General features: G+C 57.8%; 18 protein-coding genes. 2 read left to right on the top strand and 16 right to left on the bottom strand.

Annotated features, from left to right (window positions below):
• Positions 1–70: 70 nt before the first annotated feature.
• The 16 genes from glmS to mnmG all read right to left on the bottom strand — a co-directional run bounded on the left by glmS (position 71) and on the right by mnmG (position 15,875).
• Positions 71–1,903: a glutamine--fructose-6-phosphate transaminase (isomerizing) gene (gene glmS, locus AB4N48_RS24435; protein WP_252879154.1), complete on the bottom strand. Its 1,833-nt coding sequence runs from the start codon at positions 1,901–1,903 to the stop codon at positions 71–73.
• A gap of 2 nt (positions 1,904–1,905) precedes the next feature.
• Complete coding sequence (locus tag AB4N48_RS24430; protein WP_016772409.1) at positions 1,906–2,682, bottom strand: DeoR/GlpR family DNA-binding transcription regulator; 777 nt, start codon at positions 2,680–2,682, stop codon at positions 1,906–1,908.
• A gap of 205 nt (positions 2,683–2,887) precedes the next feature.
• Positions 2,888–4,255, bottom strand: coding sequence for a bifunctional UDP-N-acetylglucosamine diphosphorylase/glucosamine-1-phosphate N-acetyltransferase GlmU (gene glmU / locus AB4N48_RS24425; protein ID WP_305381875.1), 1,368 nt, complete (start codon positions 4,253–4,255; stop codon positions 2,888–2,890).
• Between the two features lie 116 nt (positions 4,256–4,371).
• Positions 4,372–4,797, bottom strand: a complete 426-nt coding sequence (locus tag AB4N48_RS24420; protein ID WP_016772407.1) for a F0F1 ATP synthase subunit epsilon — start codon at positions 4,795–4,797, stop codon at positions 4,372–4,374.
• A 45-nt stretch (positions 4,798–4,842) separates the two neighbouring features.
• Positions 4,843–6,222, bottom strand: coding sequence for a F0F1 ATP synthase subunit beta (gene atpD / locus AB4N48_RS24415; protein ID WP_016772406.1), 1,380 nt, complete (start codon positions 6,220–6,222; stop codon positions 4,843–4,845).
• A 27-nt stretch (positions 6,223–6,249) separates the two neighbouring features.
• On the bottom strand, positions 6,250–7,110 hold the full coding sequence (atpG, locus tag AB4N48_RS24410; RefSeq protein ID WP_007911960.1) for a F0F1 ATP synthase subunit gamma: 861 nt from the start codon (positions 7,108–7,110) through the stop codon (positions 6,250–6,252).
• Between the two features lie 50 nt (positions 7,111–7,160).
• Positions 7,161–8,705 (bottom strand): F0F1 ATP synthase subunit alpha, encoded by a 1,545-nt coding sequence (atpA, locus tag AB4N48_RS24405; RefSeq protein ID WP_016772405.1) that lies wholly within the window; start codon positions 8,703–8,705, stop codon positions 7,161–7,163.
• 21 nt (positions 8,706–8,726) lie between these two features.
• On the bottom strand, positions 8,727–9,263 hold the full coding sequence (locus tag AB4N48_RS24400) for a F0F1 ATP synthase subunit delta (RefSeq protein ID WP_016772404.1): 537 nt from the start codon (positions 9,261–9,263) through the stop codon (positions 8,727–8,729).
• A gap of 12 nt (positions 9,264–9,275) precedes the next feature.
• Positions 9,276–9,746 carry a F0F1 ATP synthase subunit B gene (locus AB4N48_RS24395; RefSeq protein WP_016772403.1) on the bottom strand — a complete coding sequence of 157 codons (471 nt, stop codon included), beginning with the start codon at positions 9,744–9,746 and terminating at the stop codon, positions 9,276–9,278.
• A 58-nt stretch (positions 9,747–9,804) separates the two neighbouring features.
• Complete coding sequence (atpE, locus tag AB4N48_RS24390) at positions 9,805–10,062, bottom strand: F0F1 ATP synthase subunit C (protein ID WP_003097235.1); 258 nt, start codon at positions 10,060–10,062, stop codon at positions 9,805–9,807.
• Positions 10,063–10,195: 133 nt separating this feature from the next.
• The gene (gene atpB, locus AB4N48_RS24385; protein ID WP_016772402.1) at positions 10,196–11,065 is read right to left on the bottom strand and encodes a F0F1 ATP synthase subunit A; all 870 of its coding nucleotides are present in this window, start codon (positions 11,063–11,065) and stop codon (positions 10,196–10,198) included.
• A 16-nt stretch (positions 11,066–11,081) separates the two neighbouring features.
• Positions 11,082–11,489, bottom strand: a complete 408-nt coding sequence (locus AB4N48_RS24380; RefSeq protein WP_016772401.1) for a F0F1 ATP synthase subunit I — start codon at positions 11,487–11,489, stop codon at positions 11,082–11,084.
• A 148-nt stretch (positions 11,490–11,637) separates the two neighbouring features.
• The gene (locus AB4N48_RS24375) at positions 11,638–12,510 is read right to left on the bottom strand and encodes a ParB/RepB/Spo0J family partition protein (RefSeq protein ID WP_007960777.1); all 873 of its coding nucleotides are present in this window, start codon (positions 12,508–12,510) and stop codon (positions 11,638–11,640) included.
• A gap of 9 nt (positions 12,511–12,519) precedes the next feature.
• Positions 12,520–13,317 (bottom strand): ParA family protein, encoded by a 798-nt coding sequence (locus AB4N48_RS24370; RefSeq protein WP_016772400.1) that lies wholly within the window; start codon positions 13,315–13,317, stop codon positions 12,520–12,522.
• Positions 13,318–13,335: 18 nt separating this feature from the next.
• Positions 13,336–13,980 (bottom strand): 16S rRNA (guanine(527)-N(7))-methyltransferase RsmG, encoded by a 645-nt coding sequence (gene rsmG, locus AB4N48_RS24365; protein WP_095182341.1) that lies wholly within the window; start codon positions 13,978–13,980, stop codon positions 13,336–13,338.
• Positions 13,977–15,875 (bottom strand): tRNA uridine-5-carboxymethylaminomethyl(34) synthesis enzyme MnmG, encoded by a 1,899-nt coding sequence (gene mnmG / locus AB4N48_RS24360; protein ID WP_252877167.1) that lies wholly within the window; start codon positions 15,873–15,875, stop codon positions 13,977–13,979. The genes rsmG and mnmG overlap by 4 nt, the downstream gene beginning before the upstream one ends.
• Positions 15,876–16,444: 569 nt before the next feature.
• Here mnmG and AB4N48_RS24355 point away from each other — a divergent pair.
• Positions 16,445–16,951 (top strand): sigma-70 family RNA polymerase sigma factor, encoded by a 507-nt coding sequence (locus AB4N48_RS24355; RefSeq protein ID WP_375122920.1) that lies wholly within the window; start codon positions 16,445–16,447, stop codon positions 16,949–16,951.
• Positions 16,951–17,901, top strand: coding sequence for a FecR domain-containing protein (locus tag AB4N48_RS24350; RefSeq protein ID WP_305381880.1), 951 nt, complete (start codon positions 16,951–16,953; stop codon positions 17,899–17,901). Before AB4N48_RS24355 ends, AB4N48_RS24350 begins: the two co-directional genes overlap by 1 nt.
• Positions 17,902–17,919 lie beyond the last annotated feature (18 nt).

Below are 17,919 nucleotides of genomic sequence, written 5' to 3'. Positions count from 1 at the left end.
TCCTCGGCGGCGGATACGACAATCGCAGCCGAGGCTGCGATTGTGGGAGCGTAGATCAACGGTGGATAACTTATTCCACGGTGACCGATTTCGCCAGGTTGCGCGGCTGATCAACGTCGGTGCCCTTGAGCACGGCGACGTAGTACGACAGCAGTTGCAGCGGAATCGTATAAAGGATCGGCGAGAGAATGTCGTGGATGTGCGGCATCTGCACCACGTGAGTGCCTTCGCCGTTGGTCATCGCAGCCTTTTCGTCCGCGAACACGATCAACTCGCCGCCGCGAGCGCGGACTTCCTGCAGGTTGGATTTGAGCTTCTCCAGCAGTTCGTTGTTCGGCGCGACGGTCACCACTGGCATGTCGTTATCCACAAGTGCCAGCGGCCCGTGTTTGAGCTCGCCGGCCGGGTAGGCTTCGGCATGGATGTAGGAGATCTCCTTGAGCTTCAAGGCACCTTCCATTGCTACCGGGAATTGCGCGCCGCGGCCGAGGAACAGGGTGTGGTTTTTCTCGGCAAACAGCTCGGCGATTTTTTCCACGGTGCTGTCCATCGCCAGCGCTTCGCCGAGGCGAGTCGGCAGGCGACGCAGTTCTTCGACCAGCGTGGCTTCGACGCCATTGGCCAGAGTGCCGCGCACCTGACCCAGCGACAAAGTCAGCAGCAACAGGCCGACCAGTTGCGTGGTAAAGGCTTTGGTCGAGGCCACACCGATTTCGCGACCTGCCTGGGTCAACAGGGTCAGATCGGATTCACGCACCAGCGAGCTGATGCCGACGTTGCAGATGGCCAGGCTGGCGAGGAAGCCCAGCTCCTTGGCATTGCGCAGGGCCGCGAGGGTGTCAGCGGTTTCGCCGGACTGCGAGATGGTCACGAACAGCGTGTCCGGCTGCACCACCACTTTGCGATAACGGAATTCGCTGGCGACTTCCACCTGGCACGGAATACCGGCCAGTTCTTCGAGCCAGTAACGCGCGACCATGCCGGCGTGATAGCTGGTGCCGCAGGCGACGATCTGCACGTTGCGCACTTTGGCGAACAGCTCGGCAGCTTGTGGACCGAAGGCCTCAACCAGCACTTGATTGTTGCCCAGGCGACCTTCGAGAGTGCGCTGAACCACGGTCGGTTGCTCGTGGATTTCCTTGAGCATGTAGTGGCGGAACTCGCCCTTGTCGGCGGCTTCGGCACCGTCGGTGTACTGCACGGTCTGGCGCTCGACAGCGTTGCCGTTCACGTCCCAGATCTGCACGCTGTCGCGACGGATTTCAGCGATATCGCCTTCTTCCAGGTACATGAAGCGGTCAGTGACCTGACGCAGAGCGAGTTGGTCGGAAGCGAGGAAGTTCTCGCCCAGACCCAGGCCGATCACCAATGGACTGCCACTGCGCGCGGCAACCAGGCGATCCGGTTGGCTCGCATTGATCACCGCCAGACCGTAGGCACCGTGCAGCTCCTTGACAGTCGCTTTGAGCGCGGCAGTCAGGTCCGGTTGTTCCTTGAGCTTGTGGGTCAGCAGGTGGGCGATGACTTCGGTGTCGGTGTCCGAGCTGAACGAGTAACCCAAGGCTTTGAGTTGTTCGCGCAGGGCTTCGTGGTTCTCGATGATGCCGTTGTGCACCACTGCAATGTCACCGGAAAAATGCGGGTGAGCGTTGCGCTCGCACGGCGCGCCATGGGTCGCCCAACGGGTGTGGGCGATACCGAGACGACCGGACAGCGGCTGTTCGGTCAGGGCGGTTTCCAGCTCACTGACCTTGCCCGGACGGCGCATGCGTTCCAGGGTCTGGTCATTGGTATAAACCGCCACACCGGCGCTGTCATAGCCGCGGTATTCGAGGCGCTTCAGGCCTTCGAGAAGGATGGCGGTGATATTACGTTCAGCTACAGCGCCGACAATGCCACACATGGTTATTTCTCCTGACTGACAGCCGCACAGATCAAAGTGATCCCGCGGGCCTGAAGCTGATCGCGTGCCTCGACAGACAGGCGATCATCGGTAATGAGGGTATGGATGCTGCTCCAGGGCAGCTCCAGGTTGGGAATCTTGCGACCGATCTTGTCGGCCTCGACCATGACGATCACTTCTCGCGCAACGTCGGCCATCACCCGGCTGAGGCCGAGCAGTTCATTGAAGGTGGTAGTGCCGCGCACCAGATCGATGCCGTCAGCGCCGATGAACAGTTGATCGAAGTCGTAAGAGCGTAGTACCTGCTCGGCGACCTGGCCCTGAAAGGATTCCGAGTGCGGATCCCAGGTGCCACCGGTCATCAGCAGCACCGGCTCGTGTTCCAGTTCGCTCAAGGCGTTGGCAACATGCAGCGAGTTGGTCATCACCACCAGACCCGGTTGCTGGCCCAGCTCGGGAATCATCGCGGCGGTGGTGCTGCCGCTGTCGATGATGATGCGCGCGTGCTCGCGGATGCGTTTTACCGCCGCGCGAGCGATCGCCTGTTTGTATTTGGAAATACTCTGCGCCGTTTCTGCGACCAGCTCTTGAGGCATGGTGATCGCACCGCCGTAACGACGCAGCAACAGACCATGGGTTTCCAGCGCCGCGAGATCCTTGCGAATCGTAACTTCCGAAGTTTCGAAACGCTTGGCCAGCTCGTCGACACTGACTTCGCCCTGCTCATTGAGCAAGGCTAGGATGTTATGGCGACGTTGGGGAGTGTTACGCTTGGACATGGCGACTTAAGTTTCGATTCGAAAGATAACGCAAGCAATGAAACTCTATCGAAAGGTTGCCGTCAAGACGCGGGGAGAAAAATTCAGAAAGATTGAAATGACTGTGGGAGTGAGCCCGCTCGCGAAAAGGAGTTTCAGCCACTGAAGACGTGACTGACAAACCGCATTCGCGAACAGGCTCGCTCCCACAGGAGTTGTGGATAAATCAGGATTTCCTGATTTTTTCCGGCCGCTTCCAGCCGTCGATGTTCTTCTGGCGGGCTCGGCCTACCGCCAACTGAGCGTTATCCACATTTTGCGTGATGGTCGAGCCGGCCGCAGTCGTCGCACCGTTGGAGATATCCACAGGCGCGACCAGCGAGTTGTTGGAACCGATGAACACATCAGCACCCAGCACGGTTTTCCACTTGTTGGCGCCATCGTAGTTGCAAGTGATGGTGCCGGCGCCGATGTTGGTGCGTGCGCCAATTTCTGCGTCGCCCAGATAGGTCAGGTGGCCAGCCTTGGCACCCTCGCCCATGTGGGCGTTTTTGAGCTCAACGAAGTTACCCACATGGGCGCGCGCTTCGAGCACAGTGCCCGGGCGTAAACGCGCGAAGGGACCAGCGTCGCTGCCTTCACCGAGAATGGCGCCTTCTATATGACTGTTGGCCTTGATCACCACGCCTTTGCGCAGGGTGCTGTCCTTGATCACGCAGTTCGGGCCGATCTGTACGTCGTCTTCAATGATGACCTTGCCTTCGAGGATCACGTTGATGTCGATCAGCACATCGCGACCGACGCTGACTTCGCCGCGTACGTCGAAGCGGGCCGGGTCACGCAGGGTCACGCCCTCAGCCATCAGGCGGCGGCCGGCGCGCAACTGGTAATGACGCTCCAGTTCAGAGAGCTGCTTGCGATCGTTGGCGCCCTGCACTTCCATCGGGTCGTGCGGCTGTTCGGTGGCAACCACCAGACCATCGCTGACCGCCATTTCGATCACGTCGGTGAGGTAGTACTCGCCCTGCGCGTTGTTGTTCGACAGGCGACTCATCCAGTCCGCCAGGCGATTGGCCGGCACAGCGAGGATGCCGGTGTTGCCTTCGGTGATCGCACGTTGCGCTTCGCTGGCGTCTTTGTGCTCGACGATTGCCGCGACCTTGCCGTCAGCATCACGCACGATGCGGCCGTAACCGGTCGGGTCATCCAGCTCGACAGTGAGCAAACCCATCTGGCCCGGCACGACATGCTTGAGCAGACGTTGCAGGGTTTCGACTTCGATCAGCGGCACATCACCGTAAAGAATCAGCACGGTGTCGGCATCAATGAACGGCACCGCCTGGGCGGTGGCATGGCCAGTGCCCAGTTGCTTGTCCTGCAACACGAAATTCAGGTCATCAGCTGCCAGCCGCTCACGCACCACATCGGCACCGTGACCGATCACCACGTGAATGCGTTGTGGATCAAGTTGCCGAGCGCTGTGGATAACATGGCCGAGCATGGAATTGCCGGCAATCGGGTGCAGCACCTTGGGCAGCGCCGAGCGCATGCGCGTGCCTTGACCGGCCGCGAGGATAACGATTTCGAGAGACATGACTGGCTACCAATCCTGGGTGGTCAGCAACTGCGACCGGGTTTGAAATTCGGAAAAGAAAAAAGGGTAGCCGAGGCTACCCTTTTTTATCAATCGCACAACAAGCGGATGACGGATTAACCGCCAAACTTCTTGCGGATCTGCTGGACGGTGCGCAGCTGGGCTGCAGCCTCGGCCAGACGAGTGGCAGCGGCGCCGTAATCGAAGTCCGCGCCTTTTTCGTTCAGGGCATTCTCGGCAGCCTTGAGAGCTGCCTGAGCCTGAGCTTCATCCAGGTCGGCGGCACGTTGCACGGTATCGGCAAGTACCTTGACCATGTTCGGCTGAACCTCGAGGAAACCACCGGAGATGTAGAACACCTCGGCTTCCCCGCCTTGCTTGATCAGGCGGATCGGACCCGGCTTGAGATTAGTGATCAGCGGCGCGTGACCCAGAGCGATACCAAGATCACCCAGTGCACCGTGCGCAATCACCATCTCGACCAGGCCGGAAAAGATTTCCCCTTCCGCGCTGACGATATCGCAATGGACTGTCATAGCCATCTGATTGCCTCAACCTAAATTAGCGCCCGTTGCCGGGCGCCGGGATTACAGTTTCTTGGCTTTCTCGATCGCTTCTTCGATGCCGCCAACCATGTAGAACGCTTGTTCTGGCAGGTGGTCGTAGTCACCGTTGAGGATGCCTTTGAAGCCAGCAATGGTGTCTTTCAGGGAAACGTATTTACCCGAAGCACCGGTGAAGACTTCAGCCACGAAGAACGGCTGCGACAAGAAGCGCTGGATCTTACGAGCACGGTTAACCAACTGTTTGTCGGCTTCCGACAGCTCGTCCATACCCAGGATCGCGATGATGTCTTTCAGCTCTTTGTAACGCTGCAGAACATACTGAACGCCGCGAGCGGTGTCGTAGTGGTCCTGACCGATCACGTTCGGGTCCAGCTGGCGCGAAGTCGAATCCAGTGGATCTACCGCTGGGTAGATACCCAGGGAAGCGATGTCACGGGACAGAACGACGGTGGCGTCCAAGTGGGCGAAGGTGGTCGCTGGCGACGGGTCGGTCAAGTCGTCCGCAGGTACGTATACCGCCTGGATCGAGGTGATCGAACCTTCCTTTGTCGAAGTGATACGTTCTTGCAGAACGCCCATCTCTTCAGCCAGGGTCGGCTGGTAACCTACTGCCGAAGGCATACGGCCCAGCAGTGCGGATACTTCAGTACCGGCCAGGGTGTAACGATAGATGTTGTCGACGAACAGCAGAACGTCGTTACCTTCGTCACGGAACTTCTCGGCCATGGTCAGGCCGGTCAGCGCTACGCGCAGACGGTTTCCCGGCGGCTCGTTCATCTGACCGTAAACCAGTGCCACTTTGTCCAGAACGTTGGAGTCCTTCATCTCGTGGTAGAAGTCGTTACCCTCACGAGTACGCTCACCCACACCGGCGAACACGGAATAACCGCTGTGCTCGATGGCGATGTTACGGATCAGTTCCATCATGTTTACGGTTTTGCCTACACCGGCACCACCGAACAGACCGACTTTACCGCCCTTGGCGAACGGGCAGACCAGGTCGATAACCTTGATGCCGGTTTCCAGCAGGTCGTTGCCGCCTGCTTGCTCGGCGAACGAAGGTGCTGCGCGGTGAATGCCCCAGCGCTCTTCGGTGTCGATCGGGCCAGCTTCGTCGATCGGGTTACCGAGGACGTCCATGATCCGGCCCAGGGTCGCTTTACCGACCGGTACGGAGATGGCTGCGCCAGAGTCGGTGACTTCCAGACCGCGCTTCAAGCCCTCGGTGGAACCCATCGCAATGGTACGCACCACGCCGTCGCCCAGCTGCTGCTGAACTTCCAGAGTGGTTGCGGCCGCGCTTTGTACAGTCAGCGCGTTGTAGATGCTCGGTACGCTGTCGCGTGGAAATTCCACGTCGATAACGGCGCCGATGATTTGAACGATACGTCCGCTACTCATAGCTGGATCCTCTGAATATTTGAACCGTTAAACCGCGGCAGCGCCGCCGACGATTTCCGAGATCTCTTGGGTGATCGCAGCCTGACGCGCCTTGTTGTAGATCAGCTGCAAATCGCTGATCAAATCACCGGCGTTGTCGGTAGCGTTCTTCATCGCGATCATCCGCGCAGCCTGTTCAGCCGCGTTGTTCTCGACCACCGCCTGGTAGACCTGCGACTCGACGTAACGGACCATCAAGCCGTCAAGCAGCTCTTTGGCGTCCGGTTCGTAGAGATAGTCCCAGTGGTGCTTGAGATCCTGATCCGGGGTTGCCACCAGTGGAATCAACTGCTCCACGGTAGGCTGTTGCGTCATGGTGTTGATGAACTTGTTGGACACCACGGACAGGCGGTCGATACGGCCGTCCAGGTAGGCATCCAGCATCACCTTGACGCTGCCGATCAGATCATTGATCGACGGCTCTTCACCCAGGTGGCTGATAGCTGCAACGACGTTACCGCCGAAGTTGCGGAAAAAGGCCGCACCCTTGCTACCGACTACACACAGATCAATCTCGACGCCGTTTTCGCGGTTTACCGCCATGTCCTTGACCAGGGCCTTGAACAGGTTGGTGTTCAAGCCGCCGCACAGACCACGGTCACTGCTCACGACGACATAACCGACGCGCTTGATTTCGCGGTCGATCATGAACGGGTGGCGGTATTCCGGGTTGGCGTTGGCCAGATGCCCAATTACCTGGCGGATACGCTCCGCATAAGGACGGCTAGCAGCCATGCGCATTTGTGCCTTGCGCATTTTGCTGACCGCCACTTTTTCCATGGCGCTGGTAATCTTTTGCGTGCTTTTGATGCTCGCAATCTTACTGCGAATCTCTTTTGCGCCTGCCATGTAACACCTATCAGGTTAGCAAGCGGGAGCCTCGCGGCTCCCGCTGCGGCTTACCAGGTTTGGGTGGCCTTGAACTTCTCGATACCGGCTTTCATGCCAGCGTCGATTTCGTCATTGAAGTCACCTTTAACGTTGATCTTGGCCATCAAATCGGCGTGATCGCGGTTGAAGAAAGCAATCAGCGCTTGTTCGAAGCTGCCGACCTTGGCGATTTCAATGTCAGTCAGGAACCCACGCTCAGCGGCATACAGCGACAGCGCCATGTCAGCGATCGACATTGGTGCGTATTGCTTCTGCTTCATCAGCTCGGTAACGCGCTGACCATGCTCAAGTTGCTTGCGGGTCGCTTCGTCCAGGTCAGAAGCGAACTGGGCGAATGCCGCCAGTTCACGGTACTGAGCCAGAGCGGTACGGATACCACCGGAGAGCTTCTTGATGATCTTGGTCTGAGCGGCACCACCCACACGGGATACCGAAACACCGGCGTTCACTGCAGGGCGGATGCCCGAGTTGAACATGGCCGATTCCAGGAAGATCTGACCGTCGGTGATGGAAATCACGTTGGTCGGAACGAACGCGGAAACGTCGCCAGCCTGGGTTTCGATGATCGGCAGTGCGGTCAGGGAACCGGTTTTGCCGGTCACTGCGCCGTTGGTGAACTTCTCTACGTATTCTTCCGAAACGCGGGATGCGCGCTCCAGCAGACGGGAGTGGAGGTAGAACACGTCGCCTGGGTAAGCTTCACGGCCTGGTGGACGGCGCAGCAGCAGGGAAATCTGGCGGTAAGCCACTGCCTGCTTGGACAGATCGTCATAAACGATCAGCGCGTCTTCACCGCGGTCGCGGAAGAATTCACCCATGGTGCAACCGGAGTACGGTGCCAGGAATTGCAGCGCAGGAGATTCCGAAGCACTGGCAGCCACGATGATCGTGTTGGCCAGGGCGCCGTTTTCTTCCAGCTTGCGAACCACGTTGGCGATGGTCGATTGCTTCTGACCGATGGCTACGTAGACGCAGAAAATGCCGCTGTCTTTCTGGTTGATGATCGCGTCGATCGCCAGAGCGGTTTTACCGATCTGACGGTCACCGATGATCAGCTCACGCTGGCCACGGCCGACAGGGATCATGGCATCGACAGCCTTGTAGCCAGTCTGTACAGGCTGGTCTACCGACTTACGCCAGATCACGCCTGGAGCAACTTTCTCGACCGCGTCGGTCTCGGTGTTGCCCAGTGGACCTTTGCCGTCAACAGGGTTACCCAGAGCATCGACTACGCGGCCCAGCAATTCCTTACCAACAGGAACTTCGAGGATGCGGCCGGTGCACTTGGCGCTCATGCCTTCAGCCAGCGACTGGTAGGAGCCCAATACCACGGCACCTACGGAGTCCTGCTCCAGGTTGAGGGCCATACCGTAGACGCCGCCCGGAAACTCGATCATCTCGCCGTACATGACGTCGGCCAGACCGTGAATCCGCACGATGCCGTCAGATACGCTGACGACAGTGCCTTCGTTACGGGCTTGGGAGGTCACATCGAGCTTGTCGATGCGGCCCTTGATAATTTCACTTATTTCGGAAGGATTGAGTTGCTGCATTGCTCTGCTGCCCCTTCAAACTCAAGATTTCAATGCTTCGGCAAGTTTCGCGATTTTGCCGCGAATCGAGCCATCGATAACCAGGTCGCCGGCGCGGATCACGACACCACCAATCAAGGCAGCGTCCTCCGCAACTTGCAGGCGCACTTCCCGGTTGAGTCGTGCACTGAGAACCTTGGCGAGTTTGTCTTGCTGTTCTTGGTTCAATGCAAATGCACTGGTTACTTCAACGTCTACCGATTTCTCTTGTTCGGCCTTGTACAGGTCGAACAGAGCGGCGATCTCCGGCAGAAGCAGGAGACGGTCGTTCTCGGCAACGACGTTGATGAAATTGCGTGCCTTTTCATCAAACTTGTCGCCGCACACGTCAATGAACGTGGCGGCCTTTTCTGCGCTCGTCAGTCGCGGGGCCTTGAGCACGCGCTGCAGGGTGTCGTCTTGCGACACCGCTGCTGCCAGGCCGAGCATGGCTGACCAATTGGCCAGTTGCTGGTGGGCCTGAGCGTGCTCGAAGGCCGCCTTAGCGTAAGGTCGGGCCAACGTGGTCAGTTCTGCCATGATCGCCCTCGCTTAGATTTCAGCAGCCAGTTGGTTAACCAGCTCTGCGTGCGCGTTTTGATCGATTGTGGCACCCAGGATCTTCTCGGCGCCGCCAACAGCCAGCAAGCCCACTTGGGCACGCAGCTTGTCTTTGACGCTGTTCAGTTCCTGTTCGATCTCGGCTTGAGCCTGAACCTTCACACGGTCAGCGTCGATACGGGCTTTTTCAACAGCCTCTTCGACGATCTGGTTACCGCGTTTCTTGGCTTGCTCGATGATTTCAGCTGCCTGAGCTTTCGCTTCGCGCAGTTGCTGACCCGCTTTCTCTTGGGCCAACTCCAGGTCGCGAGCTGCACGGCTGGCAGCGTCCAGACCATCAGCGATCTTCTTTTGACGTTCGTGCAGAGCAGCGATGACCGGAGGCCATACATACTTCATGCAGAACAGTACAAAAATCAGGAACGCAACGGACTGGCCAATCAGGGTCGCATTAATGTTCACGCCAACACCTCGCAGTTACGTTGTCCATCACACCAAATTACCCGGAAGATCCGAGTAATCAGCCAGCGATCTGACCAACGAACGGGTTCGCAAAGGTGAAGAACAGAGCGATACCAACACCGATCATGGTTACGGCGTCGAGCAGACCGGCAACGATGAACATTTTCACTTGCAGCATTGGAACCATTTCTGGCTGACGCGCTGCGCCTTCCAGGAACTTGCCGCCCAGCAGGCCGAAACCAATTGCGGTACCCAGTGCGCCCAGGCCGATCAACAGTGCAACAGCGATAGCGGTTAGACCAACTACAGTTTCCATCTTTCCTCCCGACTTTTACGTCGTATGGTTTAGGTTTTTTAGATTAAAGCGGTAAAAAAAATCGTTTCAGCTGCCCCGCAAGGAGCTCCCTCCCGTTTGACCGGGAGGAACATCAGACTAGTCGAGACTGGTCTTAATGGTTTTCTTCGTGCGCCATCGACAGGTAGACGATGGTCAGCATCATGAAGATGAACGCCTGCAGGGTGATGATCAGGATGTGGAATACAGCCCACGCCCACTGCAGAACAACGCCCAGGCCGCTGAGCCAGAGCAGGCCGCTGCCGAACATCACAGCGATCAGAATGAACACCAGCTCGCCGGCATACATGTTGCCGAACAGACGCAGAGCCAGAGAGATCGGCTTGGCGATCAGGGTGACGAATTCCAGCAGGAAGTTCACCGGGATCAGCAGGGCCTGAACGAAGATGTTCTTGCTGCCGAACGGGTGCAGGGTCAGTTCGCCGATGAAGCCGCCGATGCCCTTGACCTTGATGCTGTAGAAAATGATCAGTGCGAACACCGAGAACGCCATGCCCAGAGTCGCGTTCGGGTCGGTAGTCGACACGGCGCGGAACGGGATGTGGGCATCGCCGGAGATCAGGATGGCCAGCTGAGGAATCCAGTCGACCGGTACCAGGTCGACGGCGTTCATCAGGAACACCCAGACGAAGATGGTCAGTGCCAGCGGTGCAATCACCGGGCTACGGCCATGGAAGCTGTCTTTCACGCTGCCATCGACGAATTCGACCAATACTTCAACGAAGTTCTGCAAGGCACCCGGCTGACCCGAAGTCGCTTTCTTTGCCGCCATGCGGAAAAGAAGAACGAAGATCAGACCCAGCGCGACCGACCAGCCGAGGGTATCGACGTGGAAAGCCCAGAAGCCCATTTCCTTGGCTTCTGCTGCGGTGTGGGCAAAGCCCCAGCCGCCGTTGGGTAGCTGACCGAAAGTCAGGTTCTGCAAGTGGTGCTGGATATAGCCCGAAGCGGTTGTCTCTGCCATGGTTGCCTCAAACGCCCTAAGGTCTCGAAAGTCTTGTTCTCATCAGCAGGGGAGCGAACCAGCTGACCGACTGCGTCAGCACGAACACGCCGAATACTGCGATCGGCGCCAGTGGCTTCACACCTGCGAACACCAGTGCAAACAGCACTGCCGTCAAAATAAGTTTGCCTGCCTCGCCGGCATAAAAAGACCGGACGATGGACTGGGCTGCTCGGGCGCCGGAAAACCGAAATGCCCTGTGAGCGAAATAAACATTGGGCAGCAAGGCTATCAGGCCTCCGCAAAGTCCCGAGTATCCGGCAACGACTCCATGCCATTGCCAGAGCGCCAAAGCGGCAATGAGCAGAATGACAAATTGAGCCATCAACACCGGAAAAACCGCCAGGCGATGGAAAGGCAAGCGGTTTGGCGTGCGGGTTTCCATCACAGTTGCTCTCCAATGGTCGGCTGCCGAAATTCAATAACTTGGCATAATTTGTGCCGACAAAATGCGCGCAGAGTATAGGGGCGGTTCTGCCCCTATTCAACTGTCAGGTAGTGATTTCCGACTGCGCGCTACATGAGGAAATGTTTCAGCGGATGTGTGCGAGCACACCTTGAAGCTCGTCGAGCGAGTTATAACCAATCACCAATTGGCCTTTGCCCTTCTTGCCATGGCGAATCTGCACCGCAGAGCCTAGGCGCTCGGCCAAACGCTGCTCGAGACGGGCGATATCCGGGTCGGGTTTTGCAGCTTCCACAGGCTCCGGTTTGCCACTCAACCACTGGCGAACCAGTGCCTCGGTTTGGCGCACAGTCAGTCCTCGTGCGACAACATGTCGCGCCCCTTCGACCTGCTGATTGTCCGGCAGACCGAGCAAGGCACGCGCGTGACCCATTTCCAGGTCACCGTGCGACAGCATTGTCTTGATCACTTCAGGCAGTGCAATAAGTCGCAACAGGTTAGCCACAGTCACCCGCGACTTACCCACAGCCTCGGCAACCTGCTGCTGAGTCAGCTGGAATTCCTGCTGCAAGCGCTGTAAGGCGACGGCTTCTTCGATCGGATTGAGATCTTCGCGCTGGATGTTCTCGATCAGCGCAATCGCAATGGCGGTTTCATCCGGCACATCGCGGACCATCGCCGGGATGGTTTCCTGCCCGGCCTGCTGACTGGCGCGCCAGCGGCGTTCACCGGCAATGATCTCGAAGCGACCGCCGCCAATCGGGCGCACCACGATCGGCTGCATCACACCTTGGGCCTTGATCGACTGCGCCAGCTCTTCCAGGGCCTGCGGGTCCATGTCACGGCGCGGCTGATATTTGCCACGCTGCAGCAGGTCCAGCGGCAGGTGTTGCAGTTCGCGGGTGTCGGCCTGCGCGGCTTGTTCTTCCAGCGCGCTGACCGTCGGACCACTCAGCAGTGCATCGAGTCCACGTCCGAGACCTCGTTTCTTGACGGCCATGGGGATTCCTTAAGTTGGCTGAGCAGCAGCAATGCGTGAATTTTTGCGCTGACGACGAACCATCTCGCCTGCCAGAGCCAGATAGGCCAGGGCACCACGCGATTGCTTGTCGTAAGCCAGCGCCGGCATGCCGTAGCTCGGTGCTTCGGCCAAGCGAATGTTGCGCGGGATCACCGTGTCGTACAGCTGATCGCCGAAGTGCTCCTTGAGCTGCGCCGAAACATCGTTCATCAGGCTCAAGCGCGGGTCGTACATGGTCCGCAGCAGGCCTTCGACTTTCAGGTTCGGGTTGAGCAGCTCGGCGATGCGCTTGATGTTATCCACAAGGTCGCTCAAACCTTCCAGCGCAAAGTATTCGCACTGCATGGGGATAATCACCCCGTCAGCGGCGACCAGTGCGTTGAGTGTGAGCATCGACAGCGACGGTGGGCAGTCGATCAAAATGTAATCGTAGTTGTCACGGATCGGCGCCAGCGCGCTGCGCAGACGGCTTTCCTTCATCTGCATTTCCAGCAGCACCACTTCGGCCGCGGTCAGATCGCGGTTGGCCGGCAGCAATTGATAACCGCCGTGCTCGGAGAAGTGCATGGCCTGACCCAGGTCGCATTCACCGATCAGCAGATCGTAGACCGAGTTTTCCAGACCATGTTTATCCACACCGCTACCCATGGTGGCGTTGCCCTGTGGATCGAGATCGATCAACAGCACCCGTCGCTTGGTCGCGACCAGGGATGCTGCGAGGTTGATGCAGGTGGTGGTTTTGCCCACACCACCCTTCTGGTTCGCTATCGCGAATACCTTAGCCATTCTTGCTTGTGTTCCCAATCATGCCGTGCGGCGCAGTATCAGCAGATGGCGTTGGCCTTGGCAACCGGGGACGGCCAGGGCGTGTTCGCTATCGAGTTTGAAATCTGCCGGCAATGCTACCAGCTCATCGGCCGGATGAACGCCCTTCATTGCCAGCCAGCGTGTATCGGCATCGCCCAAGTGGCGAGTCCAGTTGGTGAAGTTTTCCATGCTGCTGAAGGCCCGGGAAATGATCCCGTTGAATGGCTGTGCAGGCTGGAACGCTTCGACGCGACTGTGGATAACTTGCAGGTTATCCAGCTTCAGTTCGAGTTTGACCTGAGTCAGAAAGCGGGTTTTCTTGCCATTGCTGTCCAGACAGGTCACCTGCGAGTCCGGATACAGGATCGCCAGCGGAATACCAGGCATGCCACCACCACTGCCGACATCGAGCCAGCGACCGTTTTCGATAAACGACATCACGCTGAGACTATCGAGCAAGTGCCGCGAAACCATTTCGTCCGGATCGCGCACGGCGGTCAGGTTGTAGGCCTGGTTCCATTTGATCAACAGGGCCAGGTAACCCAGCAGCAATTTGTGCTGGGTTTCTGTGAGATTGACACCGAGCTCGCGGGCTCCTGTGGATAACTCTTCGGCGTGTTGCGAAGTGACCTTGGCACTCAAGCGCTTTGCTCCAACTGACGGCCCGCGCCGCGTTTTTTCAAATGAATCATCAACAGCGAAATCGCCGCCGGGGTTACGCCCGGGATCCGCGAAGCCTGGCCCAGCGTTTCGGGACGTGTGGCGCCGAGCTTGCTCTGGATCTCCTTGGACAGACCGGAGATGTTGGTGTAATCGATATCCACAGGCAATTTTGTGTCTTCGCTGGCGCGCAGACGAGCGATTTCGTCCTGTTGGCGGTCGATGTAACCGGCGTATTTGGTCTTGATCTCAACCTGCTCGGCGACCTGTGGATCTTCGGCGCCCTGCCCGGTCACTTCGACCAGACCGGCGTAATCGATTTCCGGACGGCTCAACAGGTTGAGCAAGTTGTATTCGTGGGTCAGCGGCGTGCCGAACTTGTCAGCAATAGCATCGCCCTGCGGAGTATTTGGCCGCACCCAAGTGCTTTTCAGGCGCTGCTCTTCAAGCTCAATGCTTTCGCGTTTCTTGCAGAAGGCCGCCCAGCGCGCGTCATCGACCAGACCGAGCTCGCGCCCTTTTTCGGTCAGACGCAGGTCGGCGTTGTCTTCGCGCAGAATCAGGCGGTACTCGGCGCGAGAGGTGAACATGCGGTACGGCTCTTGGGTACCGAGGGTGATCAGGTCGTCGACCAGAACGCCGATGTACGCTTCATCGCGGCGCGGACACCAGGCTTCTTTGCCCTTGGCCCGCAGCGCAGCGTTGGCGCCGGCGAGCAGACCTTGAGCGCCGGCTTCTTCGTAACCGGTGGTGCCGTTGATCTGCCCGGCGAAGAACAGACCGCCGATGACTTTGGTTTCCAGGCTGTACTTGAGGTCGCGGGGATCGAAGTAGTCGTACTCGATCGCATAACCCGGACGCACGATGTGCGCGTTTTCCATACCGCGGATCGACTGCACGATCTGCAATTGCACGTCGAACGGCAGGCTTGTGGATATCCCGTTCGGATACAGCTCATGGGTGGTCAGACCTTCCGGTTCGATGAACACCTGATGGCTTTCCTTGTCGGCAAAGCGATGAATCTTGTCTTCGATCGACGGGCAATAACGCGGGCCGACACCTTCGATTTCACCGGCAGCGGAATACATCGGCGAACGATCAAGGTTCGCCGCGATGATTTCGTGGGTACGCGCATTGGTATGGGTGATCCAGCAGCTGACCTGACGGGGATGCTGCTCCTTGCTGCCCATAAACGACATCACCGGGATCGGAGTGTCACCCGGCTGCTCAGTCATCACCGAGAAATCCACAGATTTGCCATCAATACGCGGCGGTGTACCGGTTTTCAGGCGCCCGACACGCAATGGCAACTCACGCAGACGGTGGGCCAGAGCAATCGACGGTGGATCACCGGCGCGACCGCCAGAGAAATTCTGCAAACCAATGTGGATAAGTCCACCGAGGAATGTACCGGTGGTCAACACCACGGAATCGGCGAAGAAACGCAGACCCATCTGTGTGACGACACCACGGACTTGCTCCTGCTCGACGATCAGGTCGTCAGCAGCCTGTTGAAATATCCACAGGTTTGGCTGGTTTTCCAGGATTTCGCGGACAGCGGCCTTATAGAGAATTCGGTCGGCTTGCGCACGGGTGGCCCGTACTGCCGGGCCTTTGCGGCTGTTCAACACACGAAACTGGATGCCGCCCTTGTCGGTAGCCATGGCCATCGCGCCGCCGAGGGCATCGATTTCCTTGACCAGATGGCTTTTGCCGATGCCACCGATGGCCGGGTTGCAACTCATGGCGCCGAGGGTTTCCACGTTATGCGTCAGCAACAGGGTTTTTGCCCCCATGCGTGCTGACGCCAGTGCTGCCTCGGTACCGGCATGACCGCCGCCGATGACGATCACTTCAAAACGGGAAGGGAAATCCACCACGCACCTCGTGCCTGCTTAAGTAGGTCATTCAGGAAATATTGAAACCAGGTTTCTGGACCTGGTCGGCAAGTATAGGGACTTCGCCCTTTCTAAAGAACCCTTTGCACAAAATTTAACCAGCTGTGGAGAACTCGAGGTTAAAAGAATAAAAAAAAGAGAAATTTATAAAACCTTTGTTTTTATGTTTATTCTTACTGAGCACCATTTCTGTGGATAGATCGCTACAGGCCATGTTTTACAGTGTGTACAGAGGTTCAAAACTCTGTGCTCATGTGGCAATGAGGCCCTTGGATAACCGGTGTAAGCCTGTGGATGAAAGGGATGGTTATCCACAGAGCGGGTTATATCCAGTTTTCAACCCCCTTTATCAACTGACCTCAGGAGCAGTTATTCACAGGTCTTAGTCCACAGAAAATCGCCAACATGTCTTTTTCTGGACGCAAAAAAAGCGTCAGCTAGGGATTAGTGACGCTCGGCAAGCCAAGGGCAGGAAATGAAAAGGCTATTGTGAGAGGACGTAACAGAAGCTAATAATAGCCATTATCATTAAAACATCAGTTTCTCCCATGCCCCTACCCGCCCACACCGCTGCGATCGAGCAAATCTACGAGCAACATCATTCGTGGCTGTATGGTTGGCTCAAGGGCAAACTGCACAACGCCTGCGATGCAGCCGATGTGGCGCATGACACGTTTTTGCGAGTTCTGGCGGCGCGCAATGCAGCTCATATTCGTGAGCCGAGGGATTACCTGACGACTATTGCGCGCGGCCTGGTCATCGATCGTTATAGACGCAGGGCGATTGAAAGAGCTTATCTGCAGGCCCTCGCAGCTCGGCCGGAAGCGTCAGTCATTAGCGAAGAAGACAGGGCGCTGATCATTGAAACCCTGATCGCTGTGGATAAAGCATTGACCGGGCTGGGTCCGCGAACACGGCAGATCTTCATGCTTTCGCAAGTCGACGGACTGACTTATCAACAGATCGCCGTGCAATTGAGAGTCTCGCTGACCACAGTAAAAAAACACATGATCCGCGCCCTGACTGAGTGCGCCCTGGTCATGGCGCAGCCATGATGGCCGCCGCTGCAAACCGTCAGGTATTGGAAACTGCCGCCAGCTGGTACGTGCAGTTTCAGTCTCAGCCACCGAGCCTTGCCGAACAAAAGGCCTGGCAGTTGTGGATAGACAGCGATCCAGCGCATCTGGCGGCGTGGAACCAGATGGAACAATTGCAGCGCCACCTCGGTACGCTGCCGCAGGATCTGAAACGACGTGCGCTCAATAACACTGGTCAGCACCGCCGGCAGGTGCTCAAGCTGTTGCTGCTCGCAGCGGGAACAGGCTTCGTTGGCTGGAGTGCTCAACGACACACATCCCTCGGCAACGTTTGGGCCGACTATAAAACCGGTGTGGGTCAGCGTCGCACCATCAGCCTGGCCGATGGCAGCCAGATCCAGCTCAACACCGACTCGGCCATCGATGTTTCTTTCGACGCAGCGCAACGCCTGATTCAACTGCGTGCCGGTGAAATCCTCATCCAAACCGGCAAGCTTGGCGATCAGCGGCCGTTTTATGTGCAAACCCGCGACGGGCGGATTCAAGCTTTGGGCACCCGGTTCTCGGTGCATCAGATGTCCAGCTCAACCAGAGTTGGGGTGCTGGAAGATCGAGTCAGCGTTCAACCCGCGCAGTCATCCACTGCTGCGCTCATTCTGAAAGCAGGCGAAGGCGCGGATTTCGACAGTCGACATATCGGCCTCAGTCATCCCTTCCAACCATCAGACGTCGGCTGGATCAACGGCCAGTTAATCGTTCTCGACGCGCGCCTGGGCGACGTAATCGCGGAGTTGGGACGCTATCGCAGTGGTGTATTGCATTGTGATCGCCGCGCCCGGGATCTGCGGGTCTCCGGGACTTTCCGGCTCGATTCGACCGACGCAGTGCTGGCCAACCTTCAGGCCTCGTTGCCAATCAACGTGCGCTATTTCAGCCGTTACTGGATCTCGATCAGCCATAGCGCTTGATCAAAAAATGCCTGGGGA

This window comes from Pseudomonas sp. S2_C11 (genome assembly GCF_054668395.1).
Note: the sequence above shows the minus strand (reverse complement) of the source record. Positions and strands in the feature narration are given on the sequence as shown.

Excerpts from the sequence above, each read along its gene's own strand:
- glmS (WP_252879154.1), bottom strand. The coding sequence starts at position 1,903 with ATGTGTGGCATTGTCGGCGCTGTAGCTGAACGTAATATCACCGCCATC.
- AB4N48_RS24430 (WP_016772409.1), bottom strand. The coding sequence starts at position 2,682 with ATGTCCAAGCGTAACACTCCCCAACGTCGCCATAACATCCTAGCCTTG.
- glmU (WP_305381875.1), bottom strand. The coding sequence starts at position 4,255 with ATGTCTCTCGAAATCGTTATCCTCGCGGCCGGTCAAGGCACGCGCATG.
- AB4N48_RS24420 (WP_016772407.1), bottom strand. The coding sequence starts at position 4,797 with ATGGCTATGACAGTCCATTGCGATATCGTCAGCGCGGAAGGGGAAATC.
- atpD (WP_016772406.1), bottom strand. The coding sequence starts at position 6,222 with ATGAGTAGCGGACGTATCGTTCAAATCATCGGCGCCGTTATCGACGTG.
- atpG (WP_007911960.1), bottom strand. The coding sequence starts at position 7,110 with ATGGCAGGCGCAAAAGAGATTCGCAGTAAGATTGCGAGCATCAAAAGC.
- atpA (WP_016772405.1), bottom strand. The coding sequence starts at position 8,705 with ATGCAGCAACTCAATCCTTCCGAAATAAGTGAAATTATCAAGGGCCGC.
- AB4N48_RS24400 (WP_016772404.1), bottom strand. The coding sequence starts at position 9,263 with ATGGCAGAACTGACCACGTTGGCCCGACCTTACGCTAAGGCGGCCTTC.
- atpE (WP_003097235.1), bottom strand. The coding sequence starts at position 10,062 with ATGGAAACTGTAGTTGGTCTAACCGCTATCGCTGTTGCACTGTTGATC.
- atpB (WP_016772402.1), bottom strand. The coding sequence starts at position 11,065 with ATGGCAGAGACAACCGCTTCGGGCTATATCCAGCACCACTTGCAGAAC.
- AB4N48_RS24380 (WP_016772401.1), bottom strand. The coding sequence starts at position 11,489 with ATGGAAACCCGCACGCCAAACCGCTTGCCTTTCCATCGCCTGGCGGTT.
- AB4N48_RS24375 (WP_007960777.1), bottom strand. The coding sequence starts at position 12,510 with ATGGCCGTCAAGAAACGAGGTCTCGGACGTGGACTCGATGCACTGCTG.
- AB4N48_RS24370 (WP_016772400.1), bottom strand. The coding sequence starts at position 13,317 with ATGGCTAAGGTATTCGCGATAGCGAACCAGAAGGGTGGTGTGGGCAAA.
- AB4N48_RS24355 (WP_375122920.1), top strand. The coding sequence starts at position 16,445 with ATGCCCCTACCCGCCCACACCGCTGCGATCGAGCAAATCTACGAGCAA.
- AB4N48_RS24350 (WP_305381880.1), top strand. The coding sequence starts at position 16,951 with ATGGCCGCCGCTGCAAACCGTCAGGTATTGGAAACTGCCGCCAGCTGG.